The sequence below is a fragment of the Aneurinibacillus aneurinilyticus ATCC 12856 genome, assembly GCF_000466385.1.
Taxonomy (GTDB): Bacteria; Bacillota; Bacilli; order Aneurinibacillales; family Aneurinibacillaceae; genus Aneurinibacillus; species Aneurinibacillus aneurinilyticus.
This window is the reverse complement of sequence record NZ_KE952751.1, coordinates 42,151-58,278: the sequence shown is the minus strand read 5'-3', so window position 1 is coordinate 58,278 and position 16,128 is coordinate 42,151. Positions and strand designations below refer to the sequence as shown.

General features: G+C 44.5%; 13 protein-coding genes. 3 read left to right on the top strand and 10 right to left on the bottom strand.

Going from position 1 to position 16,128, the window contains the following annotated elements:
- Positions 1–261: 261 nt before the first annotated feature.
- Positions 262–1,017, top strand: coding sequence for an SDR family NAD(P)-dependent oxidoreductase (locus HMPREF0083_RS08750; protein ID WP_021620879.1), 756 nt, complete (start codon positions 262–264; stop codon positions 1,015–1,017).
- An 81-nt stretch (positions 1,018–1,098) separates the two neighbouring features.
- Here the strand turns inward: HMPREF0083_RS08750 and HMPREF0083_RS08745 are convergent, their stop codons facing one another.
- From HMPREF0083_RS08745 to HMPREF0083_RS08730, 4 genes are all read right to left on the bottom strand, one after another.
- Positions 1,099–1,317, bottom strand: coding sequence for a hypothetical protein (locus tag HMPREF0083_RS08745; protein WP_040302128.1), 219 nt, complete (start codon positions 1,315–1,317; stop codon positions 1,099–1,101).
- A 191-nt stretch (positions 1,318–1,508) separates the two neighbouring features.
- Positions 1,509–2,876, bottom strand: a complete 1,368-nt coding sequence (locus tag HMPREF0083_RS08740) for an MATE family efflux transporter (protein WP_021620877.1) — start codon at positions 2,874–2,876, stop codon at positions 1,509–1,511.
- Positions 2,877–3,022: 146 nt separating this feature from the next.
- Positions 3,023–4,390, bottom strand: coding sequence for an MFS transporter (locus HMPREF0083_RS08735; protein WP_051354591.1), 1,368 nt, complete (start codon positions 4,388–4,390; stop codon positions 3,023–3,025).
- 118 nt (positions 4,391–4,508) lie between these two features.
- Positions 4,509–4,748 (bottom strand): hypothetical protein, encoded by a 240-nt coding sequence (locus HMPREF0083_RS08730; RefSeq protein WP_040302126.1) that lies wholly within the window; start codon positions 4,746–4,748, stop codon positions 4,509–4,511.
- 290 nt (positions 4,749–5,038) lie between these two features.
- Between HMPREF0083_RS08730 and pdxR the strand changes: the two genes are divergently transcribed.
- On the top strand, positions 5,039–6,514 hold the full coding sequence (gene pdxR / locus HMPREF0083_RS08725) for a MocR-like pyridoxine biosynthesis transcription factor PdxR (protein ID WP_021620874.1): 1,476 nt from the start codon (positions 5,039–5,041) through the stop codon (positions 6,512–6,514).
- Positions 6,515–6,595: 81 nt separating this feature from the next.
- Here pdxR and pdxT read toward each other — a convergent pair whose 3' ends face one another.
- Both pdxT and pdxS read right to left on the bottom strand, forming a co-directional pair.
- On the bottom strand, positions 6,596–7,192 hold the full coding sequence (gene pdxT / locus HMPREF0083_RS08720; protein ID WP_021620873.1) for a pyridoxal 5'-phosphate synthase glutaminase subunit PdxT: 597 nt from the start codon (positions 7,190–7,192) through the stop codon (positions 6,596–6,598).
- Between the two features lie 3 nt (positions 7,193–7,195).
- On the bottom strand, positions 7,196–8,080 hold the full coding sequence (pdxS, locus tag HMPREF0083_RS08715; protein ID WP_040302124.1) for a pyridoxal 5'-phosphate synthase lyase subunit PdxS: 885 nt from the start codon (positions 8,078–8,080) through the stop codon (positions 7,196–7,198).
- A gap of 311 nt (positions 8,081–8,391) precedes the next feature.
- Between pdxS and HMPREF0083_RS08710 the strand changes: the two genes are divergently transcribed.
- On the top strand, positions 8,392–8,904 hold the full coding sequence (locus tag HMPREF0083_RS08710) for an acyl-CoA thioesterase (RefSeq protein WP_040302122.1): 513 nt from the start codon (positions 8,392–8,394) through the stop codon (positions 8,902–8,904).
- 69 nt (positions 8,905–8,973) lie between these two features.
- Here HMPREF0083_RS08710 and HMPREF0083_RS08705 read toward each other — a convergent pair whose 3' ends face one another.
- The 4 genes from HMPREF0083_RS08705 to HMPREF0083_RS08690 all read right to left on the bottom strand — a co-directional run bounded on the left by HMPREF0083_RS08705 (position 8,974) and on the right by HMPREF0083_RS08690 (position 15,469).
- Entirely contained in the window at positions 8,974–10,494 is a 1,521-nt protein-coding gene (locus tag HMPREF0083_RS08705) for an aldehyde dehydrogenase family protein (protein WP_021620870.1), read from the bottom strand.
- Between the two features lie 87 nt (positions 10,495–10,581).
- The gene (locus HMPREF0083_RS08700; protein ID WP_021620869.1) at positions 10,582–11,949 is read right to left on the bottom strand and encodes a putrescine aminotransferase; all 1,368 of its coding nucleotides are present in this window, start codon (positions 11,947–11,949) and stop codon (positions 10,582–10,584) included.
- Between the two features lie 212 nt (positions 11,950–12,161).
- On the bottom strand, positions 12,162–13,964 hold the full coding sequence (locus tag HMPREF0083_RS08695) for a sigma-54-dependent Fis family transcriptional regulator (RefSeq protein WP_040302120.1): 1,803 nt from the start codon (positions 13,962–13,964) through the stop codon (positions 12,162–12,164).
- 119 nt (positions 13,965–14,083) lie between these two features.
- A complete protein-coding gene (locus HMPREF0083_RS08690; protein WP_021620867.1) occupies positions 14,084–15,469 on the bottom strand; it encodes an APC family permease in 1,386 nt (461 codons plus the stop codon).
- Positions 15,470–16,128 lie beyond the last annotated feature (659 nt).

Here is a 16,128-nt window from a genome sequence, read left to right as displayed (position 1 = left end):
GAAAAGAGTGACGCGTACGGCGTGCGTCCCCTTTATTTTTCTGTGTGGAGCGTATGGCGCCAGGGACGAAATCGACCGGCAACTGTCTCCCGCCCCGTAATACCCAGATGTTTTGCCGGTCCGGCCCTGGCGCCACAAAGCGGCCGTGTCTCTTCCTCGTGAGAAAGACGAGGGAACACGCCGACGCGTGCACCTTCTTTCTTCCACCTTATGGATAATCAACAGGTGTGGTAATTTATACACATAGAAAGGTGTGACACAATGGATTTAGGTTTGCAAGATAAAATCGTTCTTGTAACAGGAGGCTCTAAAGGAATCGGCCGCGCAATTGCCAAGTCATTTCGCGATGAGGGTGCAAACGTTGTTATTACTGCCAGAGGTAAAGAAGAGCTGGACGAAACAGCACATCAACTCGGCGCATTCGCCATTGCGGCGGATCTGACCAGACCAGAAGAACGTGCAGACGTGATACGTCAGGTTGTGGAGAAATTCGGGACCATTGACATACTCGTAAATAACGTGGGTGGCAGCAATGGAGGAGCTATTGTTGACACAGATGTACGCCTATTCGAAATTGCGATGGATGTGAATTTATATCCGGCAATTGATCTGAGCAAGCAGGTCGTATCACTCATGAAAAATAAAGGCACGGGCAGCATTATAAATATTAGCTCCATTTACGGCCGGGAAGCTGGAGGAAAGCCGACCTACAATGCGGCAAAAGCAGCTCTCATCAGCTTTACGAAAGCATTGGCAAACGAGGTGATTCCTTTCGGTATTCGGGTCAACGGTATTGCCCCCGGTGCAATTCTCCATTCGACCGGTAATTGGCAAAAACGGATGGAAAAGAATCCCGATAAAATCAAGCAATTCGTGGAAAGCGAAATCCCTGCCGGGCGTTTCGGAACAGTGGAAGAGATAGCACATGTCGTAGTATTCCTTGCATCTGAAAAAGCATCCTGGGTTGTCGGCGCCACACTCAATGTGGACGGCGGTCAATCGCGAAGCAATTTCTAGGAAAATAAACATTTATGTAGTGTCATGCACAAAAAACGGCCCTTTCTCTTATATAAAAGAAAGGACCGTTTTTATCAATTATTACTTTAAAATGCGAATAACGTCGCCTTCTTTTAATGTATACGTTCCTTGTGGATATACGACTTCGCCGCTTCCTTGGTAAATTCCTTGCAGCCAACCATGCTCTGGATGCATAATTTTAATCGCTTTTCCTACAGTTAAGGAGACGACTTCATTGTTTTCCAGGTATAATTTCCCGCTGCCGTCTATTACTCGATAATTTCCTTGAATGCTATCCATACGCATACCCCTCTCCGTGAATTGAATTGTTTATTTGAATGAAGTATATCGGGAAAAATGTTGTCAAATCGCATACTAACATCCTGTCAGCATAACTCAAGGGAGGTAATAAACTGGAAATTTATGTTCTTAACATGTAAATTATATCGCATGAACACTAAAAAAACAAACTATAATACGTTCTCACTTTCTTATGCACAGCTCTGTTCCTGAACCTTCTGAAAGCGCCTTTGTACCTTGAAAAGACGCATTGCAAGCCCAATTGCCCCAAATAACAACCCTGTAATCAATCCAACCCAATAACCAAACGCGCCCAGCTCCGTGTAATTGGCTAATGCATAGCCTACAGGTAATCCAATGACCCAATAGGAGACAAATGCGATAACAAACACAATATTGACATCCTTATACCCGCGTAATGTGCCTTGAATCGGAGCTGCAACCGCATCCGACAATTGGAAAAATACAGCATATATTAAAAATTGCTTCGTAAGGGCAAGCACCTCAATATCCGTCGTATACAACTTTGCTACCTGTTCGTTGAAAACAAACAACAAAATTGCGCAAACAAGCGACATACATATAGCCATGCTGATACCTAAATAGCTGTACTGTCTCGCATCCTTAAAGCGCTGTGCCCCCACTTCAAATCCTATCGCGATAGTAAGCGCCATAGCGATGCTCATCGGAATCATATACAGTAAAGAGGCAAAATTTATCGCCGCCTGATGAGCTGCAATCGTCACCGTACTAAAACCACTCATTAGAAGCGTGACCGCTGCAAAAATGCTAGTCTCAAAGAAAATGGAAAACCCGATTGGTACACCTATGGTAAGCTGCTCTTTCCATTTTGCAAACGAAACCGGATAAAAGCGTTGAAACACTTTATATCCGGCAAACGGCTGAATACGTTGAATGACATATATACTGAACAACGCAATGCACCAGTACGTTACAGCAGTCGCATATCCTGCACCGACTCCACCTAATTGCGGGAATCCGAACTTGCCAAAAATAAGCACATAATTTAACGCTACATTAATCGGCAGCGATGTGAGCGTAATAATCATCGTTATACGCGTATAGCCAAGCGCATCAATGAAACAACGTAGCACTATCGATACGAACAGTGGTATGATGCCATAACTAATAGCAATAAGGAAATCATGGGCAATGCTACGTACAAGCGGTTCTAATTCCATCCGGTCAAGTATTGGCGAAAGTGCAAACGAGCCACCGACAATGACCAGTATTGCCAAAACCAATCCAAGGTACACACCCTGTAATACCGTGAACGGCATTTGCTGCGTTTTCCTCGCGCCTGCGAGCTGCGCAATAATGGGAGTCACAGCCAGCATAATCCCGCTAAGGCCCGTATATACCGGCATCCAAAGACTGGAGCCGATAGCTACACCAGCCAGATCATTCGGGCTTGCGTGTCCAGACATGATCGTATCGAAAAAGTTCATCGCGTACATTGCGAGCTGGGTGACGAGCACCGGCAGCAAAATGATCAGTAGCTGGCGTATTTTCTCCCGAAAAGAATGTGTTTGCTTCATAATTTTTCCTCTTCGCTTCAGTTTTTCAATCGATGTTAACAAACAATGATGTTCATTATATCATGCAAAACCTGTAAAATCTGTAAATTTACCGATTTCATTTATTACAAAAAAACGAGTGAAAAACTTCTTTCGCACATGCATGATTATATGCTTTCATATCGTTGTGTAGACAGTTGCGCTTCTTTTGATAAGCGTATTTGCACCAGGGCAAGTACGAGAAGGGCCCCTAGGCAGACAACGGCAAGAATTAAGTATGCATTGCTGTAAGAATCGAACGCTGTTCCATTCAATAAATTCCAATGACCTGTATGCATCTCTAAAAAGCGGCTCACAAGAGCAGGACCGAATGCACCTCCCATAAATGTCGTCAAATTGTATAAACCCATACCGACCCCGATTTCTTTCCGTTCAAGAGGACGCGATACAAAACTTGCGAGTGCAGACTGAATGCTGGCGAATCCAAGATATATAACTATCAGCATACATGCAATTCCGACTGGTGACACTCCAATAAACGTCGAAAGTGCAACAAAACCGAAAACCATACTAAGAGAGGCCCATTTAATAATCATTGCACTACCGTATTTATCGCTCAAGCGTCCGATACGGGAGCCAAGCAGAGCGGCCATCATCGAACCTGGAAACAATACAAGGCCAATAACACCGGCTTTAAGTCCGTTCACCTCTTCCAACAGCAGTGGCAAAATGAAAAAAGATGACATCATCGCAAAGAAAATCATCATGCCTAGTAGAAGCAGTAGCCGATACGGACCATTGGCAAGCAGACTCACCTGGATAAATGGAGCCTGAGTACGCCGGATATGCATTCCGAACAATGCGAAAAACACAACGGCCAGCCCGGCAATCATCACATTGACATTAATACCAAGGAGAAGAGATGCAATCCCGGCACCGAATAAAAGGGCGCCAATCGTATCGAATGATCCTTTTGTCATCTGTTCTACCGGCAAAGTACGATAGAGTACAGGAAGCGCTAAAAGACTCATTACAGAAAACAAAAACAGAACGCTCCAACCGAACCATTGCGTAATCACCCCCCCTAACATCGGGCCAACCCCGGTACCGAACGCTACTGTTGATGCGATATAACCCAGCACATACCCGCGACGCTCTGCCGGGAAATACTTAGTAGCTACAATCATGCCAAGGGCTGGTATTGCTGCTGCCCCGCTTGCCTGAACAATACGTGCCATAATGACAAGCCAATATGAGGATGCGAAAAAGCCAATTATGGAGCCTAGCGAAAAAATCGCAAGACCAATGGCGACAAGTCTTCGCACAGGAAATAAATCTGCTAATTTGCCATATGTAATCGCTCCGATGGCAAACACCATACCATATCCTACTACTACCCAGCTAACCTGCGAAGGCAGCAGCCCAAAATCTTGCGCAATTTCCGGAAGAGCTACATTGAACATTGTGCCGTTCATTACTGAAAATAACACTGTATAGCATAATGCCAGAAGCAACCGCTTTTGTTTTTTATCCAACCTATCTCCTCCTCTTTAAGATGCAGCACGAAAAAAAGAGCATACAAACATGCTCTTTCCTTCGTTTGCTAACTAATTATAACCATTACAATCAAATGACTCAACACTTATTTTTTACTCACCTTTTACTGGTACGACGAATCGATAACGTACGCTTTGTTGCTGTAATTCGCTGTTCTATATTAGCAATACTTTCATTAAGTGATTTAAGAAATTTTATATCTTCTGCATCCGGCTTAATCTGCAATTCTTCCCGTAACTGAAGCAATTCAAAGCGCTGTTCTAGCAATCGTCTATATTTCTTGATTTCCATTTCAAGTGTCTTTTGCTTTTGCAATATCTTTGTAAGATTTGTCATAAGCCCGACTTCCTTTTGCGCACTATAATTTCTCGGATTCATCTCCAGAAAACATATTACCCAAATATTTTATGATTAAATCTTTATATCATCACCCCCATTTGGTTAACCAATTTTCAAAATATGCGACTGCCTGCACATATATTCAAAATAAATGGGCTTCCTTTCTTTCACAGTGTTATTGTGTTATACTTAATTTATGAAAAATTCGCGCGCTTTAATTATAACAGCTATTCTCTCTATAACACTTTAAGAACACAACCCACTTTCCACACGAAGGAGAAGACATTATGCAAATCAAGGTGAACCGTCAGCTCCCGGTGCCACTCGCCCGGCAAATTTATCAGGCAGTTGTGGATCGCATTCAATCAAACCTACTGGAGGAAGGCATGAAGCTTCCTTCCGTACGTATCCTATCAAAGCAAATCGGTGTTAGTTTGATGACCGTCGTTCAGGCCTATAATGAGCTTGAGCAAGATGGATTTATTGAGCGGATTCAAGGTAAAGGAACGTTTGTACAGAAGAACAAGCAAGGTGTAACAACAGATAGGCAGGAGTCGCCGTATGACTGGCAACTCTCGGTTCCTGATTATCTTCCCCGTGCGCAATTCTCGCGCTACTATCAATTATCTGCTCGGTTTGAGTTTTTTTCGTCGACAATTGACCCAGGTCTTCTGCCGAATCGGTATTTGGAGAAAGAAATTCAACGCATACTCTCCCAGGAACCACGCATTCTGTCCACATATGGGGATGTGCAGGGAGACCCCGTGCTGCGCACCGAACTCGCAGGTTATCTCCGGGAAAGTAAAATCAGAACAACACCCGATGAAATTCTTGTTACAAACGGTACACAGCAAGGTATCGATCTGGTGGCCCGAACATTCGTCGGACCCGGAGACATCGTGTTTACCGAAGCTCCAACCTACCCGGCAGCCATCGACGTATTCCGCTGGCGAGGTGCTACGATCCTCCCGGTTCCGGTTGATGAACACGGTATGCGTGTCGATATGCTGGCAGCGCTATGCGAAAAATATAAGCCGAAACTCATCTATACAATGCCTACATTTCAAAATCCGACAGGCACTGTAATGAGCGCACAGCGGCGGCGCCAGCTGCTTGATATTGCATATGAAATGCAGTGCCTTGTTCTCGAAGATGATCCGTGGAGTGAGATTCACTTCGGTAAACAACCGCCCCCATCGTTAAAAAGTATGGACTCGTTCGGTCATGTTATTTATTTGAAAGGCCTTAGCAAAATTCTCGCTCCAGGCTGTCGTGTAGGTGTACTGGCTGCTTCCGGAACCGTCTTCCACCGGTTAGTTGCCGCCAAAGGAAATACCGACCTTGGCAGTCCAATGTTAACACAGAAAGCGGTTCTTCCCCTGCTTCATTCGGATCGAATGCGTAATCACGTTAAAAAATTGCGCATCGCTCTACAGCTTCGCCGCGACCTGATGATCAATCTTCTATCGGTTCATATGCCAAAAGACGTAAACTGGCTAACACCGCAGGGCGGGGTCAATTTGTGGCTTGCACTACCCGCGCAAATCGACACGGAAGACTTCCTTGGCTATGCCAGAAATCATCAGATTACGTTTCTTCCGGGTGCTGCATGCTACCCGATTGAATCAAAGCATCATTTTTTAAGACTGAGCTTCTCGTATTTGAACGAAAAGGAGATTGAGGAAGGGATTACAGAACTCGGCAAGGCGACCAAATCATTTATTGAAGCGACCGCAGCCTACCGAAAAGCTCCAATTGTATAAACTCGCGGGCGTTTCCACTCGTCCTTTTTCCACAAAGAAAGGAGAACAGCATGTGCGCTGTTCTCCTCTCCTTATTATATGCTATACCGTGCCAACTGCTACCTGTGAACGATATTCTTTTACCATTTGCAGAAAATAGGCATGCATTCGGCTATCATCTGTCAATTCAGGATGAAAGGAGGCGCACAGCAGATGGCCTTGACGCGCTGCTACAATCTCATCTTTATAGCGTGCAAGAATATTTACGTTATCCCCTACTTCCCGAATAAGCGGCGCCCGAATAAACACCGCGCGGAAGTCTTCGGCTACACCTGGGATTGGCAAATCAATCTCAAAACTCTCCCGCTGACGACCGAATGCGTTACGAGCTACCTTCATATTCATTAAGCCGAGATGTGTCCAGTCTTGGCCCTCGATTTCACCTGCTAAAATAATCAAGCCAGCACATGTACCGAACAGCGGCTTTTTCTGCGCGGAAAATTCCTGTAACGCCACATCGAAGCCGTATTTTTTCATCAGCTTCCCGATGGCAGTACTCTCACCACCAGGAAGAACAAGACCATCGAGTTCATCCAGCTGCTCGACCCTCTTCACTGTAACCGCTTCTGCGCCAGCTTGCTGAAGTAGCTGTATATGTTCTGCTACGGCACCTTGCAATGCCAGTACCCCGATTTTCATCAATTACCAGCCCCGTACAGCCATACGCTCATTTTCGAGCAGAGATGTAACATCGATGCCTTTCATCGCATTGCCAAGATTTTTGGACAGATTGCCGATTAGCGCATAATCTTCATAATGTGTTGTTGCTTCTACAATCGCGCGAGCAAAGCGTTCTGGATTGTCGGATTTGAAAATACCTGAGCCTACGAATACGCCATCTGAACCAAGGTGCATCATAAGCGCCGCATCTGCTGGAGTTGCTACGCCACCTGCCGCAAAATTAACAACTGGAAGTTTTCCTGTCTCATGCACTTGCTTTAGCAGTTCATATGGAGCACCAATTGCTTTAGCCTCCGCCATCAGCTCATCTGTAGACATGCTAGCAATTTTGCGGATTTGGCTTTGCATCATACGCTGGTGACGAACCGCTTCTACGATGTTTCCTGTACCTGGTTCCCCTTTTGTCCGAATCATGGACGCACCTTCACCGATACGGCGAAGCGCTTCACCAAGGTCCCGTGCACCACATACAAACGGTACTGTAAAGTCGCCTTTATTAATATGGAATACTTCATCCGCCGGTGTCAGTACTTCGGATTCATCAATATAGTCTACACCAAGAGCCTCCAGTACTTTCGCTTCTACAAAGTGACCAATACGCGCTTTCGCCATAACCGGAATAGATACTGCCGCCATTACTTCTTCCACAATTGTCGGGTCAGCCATACGGGCTACACCGCCCGCAGCACGAATGTCGGCTGGTACGCGTTCGAGAGCCATAACAGCTACCGCGCCCGCTGCTTCCGCAATGCGTGCCTGTTCCGCATTTACGACGTCCATAATGACGCCACCTTTTTGCATTTCTGCCATTCCACGTTTTACGCGCTCAGTTCCTTGTTGTGCCATATTATAATCCTCCTGCCTTTTCCTCAATTTGTCTTTTTGCATAAGTGATATAACACTTCTTTAACACTAAAAGGTTAAGTGTTATACATTCGTTCGTTACATTGTTGATTTTAGCGTATAAGTGTATATAACAGTCAATCAAAAAATATAACACTTAACTTGAAAAATTAATGCAAAACCGAAAAGTCGCAAAACATAAACTTATCTAATCCCCGTTTTGTCGTGTAAATCCGGGTAGTATAATAGATGAGAAAACTTTGCCAAGTATGACAAGCATAATTACTTCTCACAAAAATAGGAGTGCGATAAATATGGAGAAAAAAGCGGTAAAAGATTCGCGTGTGGTTAAAACAAGTATAGTGCTACCGCCAGATACGAATCAACATGGTACAATGTTCGGAGGAAAGCTTATGGCCTATATTGATGACGTAGCTGCGCTGTCTGCGACCCGCCATGCTCGCGTACCGGTCGTAACAGCGTCTACCGACTCAGTGGACTTTCTTTATCCGATCAATCCGAGTGATTCCGTCTGCGTCGAATCATTCGTTATCTCAACAGGAACAAGCTCGATGGAAGTATTTGTTAAAGTTATTTCGGAAGATTTGTATACTGGTGAACGCAGAATTGCCGCCACAGCATTTCTGACTTTTGTAGCGCTTGATGCAAACAAAAAACCAGTCCCGGTTCCTGGTATCCTTCCGGAAACGGAAGAAGAGAAGAAGCTGCATGAACGTGCGGCACAACGCTCACAAATGAGGAAAATGCGCCGGGAGGAAAGCCGACGACTGGCAGAATTCTTGACTACCAAAAAACCATGGGAGTAGGGGCAATCCCCGACATTCACAAATAGTAAAACCCGCGCGTTATTTTCTACATGCGGGTTTTTATTATGCCTATTTCTTCTGAAACCAGCCACTTGGCTGTACGTTAAGATTTATATTAATCTGCTTCGTCTCCAAATATTCTTCGAAACCATACGTACCCAGCTCCCGTCCAATGCCGCTCTGCTTATAACCGCCCCATGGAGCTTCATTAAACGTTGGATGATAAGTATTAATCCAGGTAATGCCCGCCCGAAGCTTGCGAATAACGCGCTGAGCTTTCGCACCATCTGAAGTGAACACAGCCCCAGCCAGTCCATATTTTGTACCGTTCGCCAGCCGAATCGCTTCTTCTTCCGTTTCAAATGTCTGGATGACGAGTACAGGACCGAAGATTTCTTCCTGCACAATACGCATGTATGGCTTCGTATCGGTAAAAATGGTTGGTACGATGAAAAAACCGCGCTCAAGTCCACCATCCGTCAAACGATAACCGCCGCACAGCAAAGAAGCACCTTCTTCCTTGCCGATTTCAATATAACGGAGCACACGGTTCATCTGTTCTTCTGAGATGAGCGGCCCCATTTCTGTACTTTCATCCATACCCGGGCCAACAGTAATTTGCTGTGCTCGCTCCACCAATTCAGCGACAAATCGATTATAGATCGTCTTTTCGAGCAACAAACGTGAACCAGCCGAGCACACTTGGCCCTGATTAGAAAAAATACCGAATAGCGCATAATCGACCGCCGTTTCAAAATCCGCATCCGCAAACACAATATTCGGGGATTTTCCGCCTAACTCCAATCCGACTTTTTTCACGGTATCTGCTGCGGCTTTCATAATAGCAATCCCGGTACTTGTTCCTCCTGTAAATGCCACTTTATCCACCAACGGATGCCGCGCCATTACCACCCCAACTGTCTCTCCTGCTCCCAAGACTAAATTGGCAACGCCAGCCGGCAATCCCGCTTCGTCCAATAACTCGAACAGACGAATGAGTGATAATGGGGTTTGTTCTGCTGGCTTGATGACAATCGTACAACCGGCAGCCAGAGCCGGGGCAATTTTTTGTGCAGCCATCACAAGCGGATAGTTCCATGGAATAATCTGGCTGACTACGCCAATCGGCTCACGGACAACCATAGCCTGGATATCATCCGGTACGTCGTATGTTTGACCTTTCGGCTTCGTAACAAGTCCAGCGAAATAACGGAATTGATTCGCTGCATCCTCCGCATCATACCGGGACTCACGTAAAGGCTTTCCGTTATTTAACGTATCAAGCACCGCAAACTGTTCTGCGTTCTCTTCAAGCAATGCTGCTATTCGATACAGCAGTTCGGCCCGCTCACGCGCATGTTGCTCTGGCCATCCATCTTCATCAAATGCGCGGCGTGCGGCACGGATGGCCATCTCCACCTCTTCCGCTCCCGCTTCTGCGACCGTGCCAATACACTCTCCTGTGGCCGGGTTCAGTACATCTCTGGTTTTGTTCGACAAACTGTCCATCCATTTTCCATCAATGTACATCTTGTTCAACCGCGTTGTTTGTGCTGCTTCAACTGCCTCACTCACTCGTTTTGTACTCATACGTCTCCCCCTTCTATTAGCACAATCCAAAGGAAAGCTTTTAAAAACCCCGTCCCGGACAAGCCGTTTCGGGGTTTTTCTGTTCCACTATTTGTTTAGCAAACTGACCTTCTCCTTAGCCAATACACCAAGATTACGTTCAATTGCATTCAATACTGTATCAATTTGCTCATACGAGATAACTGCAGGTGGCTCAATACGGATAACGGTCGCATTATTAAGCGTGCCACCAACCAGAATTTTCTCACCGAACAATTGCTTAGCCAATTTATAGCCAATCTCGTTAGTGGAGAATTCCATACCGATAAGAAGGCCTACACCACGCACCTCTTTCAGCATATCCGGAAATTGGTTTTGAATTTCACGAAGATGTTTTAAGATATAATCCCCTTTCTCGGCAGCCTGACGTGGAATTTCTTCTTCAATAATCGTTTTAATACCGGCGATAGCGGCAGAGCAGCAGAGCGGGTTTCCACCGAACGTAGAGGAACCGAGCAGGAATGGGTTCTCCTCCATTTTACCCCAGTGCTTACGCTTAGCTACCATAGCGGCGATCGGCATAACACCACCGCCGAATGCTTTTCCAAGTGTCATAATATCCGGTACAACACCAAAATGATCCATGCCGAACATTTTCCCGGTCCGTCCCATACCAGTCTGTACCTCGTCGACAATGAGCAGACACTCATATTTATCACAAATCTCGCGCAGACGAGGGAAATAGTCTGCTGGCGGTACATTGACCCCGCCTTCACCCTGAATCGGCTCTACAATAACACCGGCTACTGTTTCACCCACGCTAATTAAGTTATGAATAGCCGCTTCGACCGCATCTGCATCTCCATACTTTACATGCTGAAATCCCGGCACAAGTGGATGGTATGGCTCACGGAATGCTGCTTTACCGGACGCTGACAACGATCCGAATGTCTTGCCATGGAATCCTTTTTCTGTCGATATGAACCATTTCTTTCCTGTAGACAATCGGGCCAGCTTTAGCGCCATTTCATTTGCTTCGGTACCGCAGTTCACCAGGTATGTGTGCTGCAAATCTCCCGGTGTAATATAGGCAACCAGCTTGGACAAGTATCCACGCAGCGGATCGACTAGCTCCTGGCTGTGTAATGCATAGCGGTCAATTTGTGATTTTACCGCATTCACGACTTTTGGATGACGATGTCCGAGCAAATAAACGCCATAACCACCGAGACAATCAATATATTCATCGCCTTTCGTATCGCGGAATACTGCACCTTCGCCCTCCCATTCTACTACCGAGAAATCGGTGGAAACAGATTTGCGATGCTTCAGAACAGCTTCCGTTACGAAGTTCGTAAAATTATAGATAGAATCATCAACAATTTTGCGTTGTTCCTCTGGCTGTAGATTTTTCTTTTCAATAAAACTAAGAATTTCCTCTGCCGCTTGTAAGACCTCTTCATTCGTTTTTCTCATTCTACCACCCTTTTTTACAAATTTTTTGACTTAACTGATATTAAAGCAATCTTCATGCCAAAAGAAAAAACCGGGAAGTCCCGGTTTTTTGCTAAACTATTACGTGTGTACCTACCTTGATTTCTTATATTTGAGAAATACTACTTTATTTTTTACAAATGATAATTGTATTCGCTTTCTTTATGGGTTACTCCACGCAAATTTCTCAAAAATCAGGACGTTTTCTCATTTTTAAGAAATACTGTTTCTTCCAATTTTCGATATAACGTGGCAAGGCTAATATCTAATTCTTCCGCAATTCTTCGTTTGGCTTGTACGGAGGTTCCATATTGTTTCAACATTCCTTCAAGTACGGTTTTCTCAAATTGGGAAATACGCTCTTTCAATGAAATCGGGCTATGCTCGGTGGTTGCCGCACGCAGAACACGCTGAGGTACGCTTTCTTTACCGATAACCGGCTGCGTTTCCATATTAACGGCATATTCAACGGCATTTTCTAATTCACGAATATTCCCCGGCCAGGGATAATGCTGGAATAATTCCTGCGCCTCAGGTGAATAGCCGACAATATTCCGTCCGAGCAAATTAGCATGTTTATGCAAAAAATACTGCATCAATACGGGAATATCTTCTCTTCGTTCGCGGAGCGGGGGGATATAGAGAGGAATCACATTCAAGCGAAAATACAAATCAGAACGAAATTCTCCATCCTCTACCATTTGTTCCAGATTGCGGTTCGTAGCGGCAATCACTCGAATATCGATCGGAGTGGATTTCTCGCTTCCTATCCTCTGTACTTGTTTATACTGAAGCACGTGTAGTAGCTTGACCTGTAGATGAAGCGGAATATCCCCGATCTCATCAAGAAAAATAGTGCCGCCGTTGGCTAATTCAAACTTACCTGCTTTGCCTTCGCGATTGGCTCCGGTAAAGGCGCCCCTCGTATAACCGAATAGTTCGCTCTCAAGCAACGTCTCAGGTATCGCTCCACAGTTAACGGTAATAAACGGACCTTCATTACGTGGACTATGCGAATGAATCGCCATTGCAAACAAGCCTTTTCCTGTGCCGCTTTCCCCTGTTATAAGTATACTCGAATGGCTCTGCGCGACCTGTGCTGCCTGTCGTTTGATTGCTTGGATTACATCACTTTTCCCTTTAATTCCTGCAAAAGAGGAAGCAGTATCGCCGCCTGCCAATGAATATGCAAGGCGACGGGCGTCGGACATCCGCCGAAACGAGGCTACGACAGACATTAAGCTGCCGTTCAATGTAACAGGAGTAGCATTCACAATAAAATGCATATGTGAAGAAGAAGACGAATACATCTCTTCCTTTTCCTGATACCCTTGTCCCGTCGTTAATACATCGAGCATCGGAGAGCCTGGCCATACAGAGTCCAGCGGTTGACCAATCAGTTGCTTTTTGTCACGGTTAATCAAGCGCTCGGCTGTACGGTTGCAATGGGTGATACGCCCGGCAGGATTGATGGATAGAATACCTTCATGTACTGATTCAATAAGCGTTTCCAAGTTTTGCGTTGCAAGCTCAAGCTGCTGAATAGCCTGCACCTCAGAGATTTTACTTTCAATAAGCTCCGCCATTCGAAACAAAAAGGTAAGCATATTTTCTTGATTGGACATCAGCTGGTGGCGTTGTTCCGAGGTAAATGCGATTAATCCGATGACACCAATAGCCTGTCCCTGCTGGCGGATCGGGCAACAGATTTCTGCGAATTCTTCTGTATTGCCATTTTGTACGGAAGGGTCGTATTTTGGATCCTGCCGTGCATTCTCCACCACATACCAGCGGTTATGCATGAGGACGCGCCCGTATAAATAGCCTTCCTCCCGTATGCCCCCTTCTTCTTTTTGATTAATTTTCTCGCGGTATTTACCTGTCCCGGCTATGACCGTCATTTCTTCATCTACAATTTCCGTCTCTACTTTTAACGCTGCAGAAATCGCGTCGGCAACCAGTTGTACCATTGGTTGAATGCCCAATAATCGAGTCAAGCTACCTCTCCTTTAAATGAATTTTCAGTATATTACTGTCTATTTTACCATCTTCACTTTATCATTCAAATATTTCTATAAAAAAAGAGTAAAGAACCTCCCGGCTCTTTACTCTTTTTTTATGCGTTTGCTGATTTTTGATCCGTTCCTCCCTCTTCACTTTCTAGCAAATCAGCCTCCTCTCGTATTTCAGCCGGTTTTACTTTAAACATACGAGTAAGATAAACCAGATAGATGAAGCCTATAGTAACCCAAACCAGACCCAGCATAAAAGAATTGGCTTCAAGGTGATACCATAGGACAGCAACAAAGGCAGCACCAATTAATGGGATGGCTATATGGGACATAAAATCTTTTAAGGTATGGTACTCTTTCTTCCGTACGGCATAATGGACAATAACTGACAGATTTACAAATGTGAAAGCAATAAGTGCACCGAAATTAATGAATGAAGCGGCGGTTTCGAGCGAGAAAAATATGGCTGCAAGGGAAACAATCCCGGTAATAATAACGTTGAACACCGGCGTTCTCCAACGAGGATGCACATATCCAAACAACTTATTCGGCAAGACGCTGTCGCGTCCCATAACATACAGGAGCCGGGAGACGCTGGCATGCGATGCTAAGCCGGAAGCCAATGCACCGACGAATGAAGCTCCCAGGAATATGAGCTGAAATAGCTTCCCACCGGCAAATAAGGAAATCTCAGGTGCTGTGGCATCCGGATTATTGAAAACCGACACATCTGGAAAAATCAACTGCGTAAAATAAGAAGTAAAGACAAAAAGCCCTCCACCGACTAATGCAGTAAAAAAAATAGCAAGCGGAATCGTTCGCATTGGGTTATCCGTCTCTTCAGAATACGTTGTAACGGCATCAAACCCTAAAAAAGAAAAGCATAATACTGTAGCACCGGCTATTAACGGTGATATACTCATATCTGAAGCGTAGAACGGATGCACCCATGCAGAGCCTTCTACCGGAGGTTTATCATTTAGTACCCACACAGCAAGGACCACAAAAGCAGCCATGACGATGAATTGATAGATAACAAAAATCGTATTAAGATCAGCAGCTGATTTTACACTTTTGACATTTACCCAGGTAACGAATAAAACGAACAACACAACCCAAATCCAAGGAGGAACAGCTGGAAAAATAGCCGTTAAATAAATTTGGATTAATAAAATATTAACCATAGGAAGGAAAATATAATCCAGGAGTGAGGCCCAGCCAACAAGAAAGCCGAGATGAGGACTGATGGTTTTTTGTGTGTACGTATAAGCGGAACCAGCACTCGGATATGCACGCACCATTTTTCCATAACTAAAGGCTGTAAAAAGCATGGCAGCGAGTGCAATCACATATGCAAGCGGTACATGACCATTTGTTTCACCAGATGCAATACCAAACGTATCGAATACAACCATCGGTGTCATGTAGCCAAGCCCTAGCATAACAACATGCCACGGTTTTAATGACCGTTTTAATGTAGGTTTATTCATGTATTCCTCCTCCTTCTTCCTTCAAAATACAAGGAAATTTGTTCTATGGAGGAAAAGAAAGCAAGATGGATGCCAATATTTAAAATAATCAGACTATAAATTCTATTTAATACACTTTTCACAACTGCTTAGCTATAAGCTCTAATTATATTAAGTTACACTTGATATTTTGACATAATAACGTGGTTGGAAGTAGGAAATTCGGAAAAAAGAAGAGGGGATGCGCCCTGCGCTCCGGCAGAAGAAAGGTCAGTGCGCCTTTTTCTAATCTCTGATTTTCTCTGTCTTTTCTTACCTCCTACCACAAAAGTTTGTCGATTTATCAAACCAGATGTATATAGGTTTTATAACTAAGCAGTTGGCCTGGAATAGAACTTGATAGGGAGTAAAGAAAACAACAACACGTTCCTTGCTCAAGAACCTTATATTTGTTAAAAATATAAATTACATCCTGTTTTAATGGAATAAAAATTTATCCTGTTTCGTAAAAACGAGAAACATCTTTCAAAAATAAGAAAAAGGACTATAGCAAGAAAAAACTGCATATATACTGTTTATTTTATTATTTTCGACAGACCGATTTCCTAGAAGTGAGAATAGCATCGACACTTCATTAATTTTATCAATATCACACCTGTTGATTATCCATAAGGTGGAAG

Coding starts and splice junctions, on each gene's coding strand:
- HMPREF0083_RS08700 (WP_021620869.1), bottom strand. CDS start 11,949: ATGAGAAAAACGAATGAAGAGGTCTTACAAGCGGCAGAGGAAATTCTT.
- pdxR (WP_021620874.1), top strand. CDS start 5,039: ATGCAAATCAAGGTGAACCGTCAGCTCCCGGTGCCACTCGCCCGGCAA.
- pdxT (WP_021620873.1), bottom strand. CDS start 7,192: ATGAAAATCGGGGTACTGGCATTGCAAGGTGCCGTAGCAGAACATATA.
- HMPREF0083_RS08730 (WP_040302126.1), bottom strand. CDS start 4,748: ATGACAAATCTTACAAAGATATTGCAAAAGCAAAAGACACTTGAAATG.
- pdxS (WP_040302124.1), bottom strand. CDS start 8,080: ATGGCACAACAAGGAACTGAGCGCGTAAAACGTGGAATGGCAGAAATG.
- HMPREF0083_RS08750 (WP_021620879.1), top strand. CDS start 262: ATGGATTTAGGTTTGCAAGATAAAATCGTTCTTGTAACAGGAGGCTCT.
- HMPREF0083_RS08745 (WP_040302128.1), bottom strand. CDS start 1,317: ATGGATAGCATTCAAGGAAATTATCGAGTAATAGACGGCAGCGGGAAA.
- HMPREF0083_RS08705 (WP_021620870.1), bottom strand. CDS start 10,494: ATGAGTACAAAACGAGTGAGTGAGGCAGTTGAAGCAGCACAAACAACG.
- HMPREF0083_RS08710 (WP_040302122.1), top strand. CDS start 8,392: ATGGAGAAAAAAGCGGTAAAAGATTCGCGTGTGGTTAAAACAAGTATA.
- HMPREF0083_RS08740 (WP_021620877.1), bottom strand. CDS start 2,876: ATGAAGCAAACACATTCTTTTCGGGAGAAAATACGCCAGCTACTGATC.
- HMPREF0083_RS08690 (WP_021620867.1), bottom strand. CDS start 15,469: ATGAATAAACCTACATTAAAACGGTCATTAAAACCGTGGCATGTTGTT.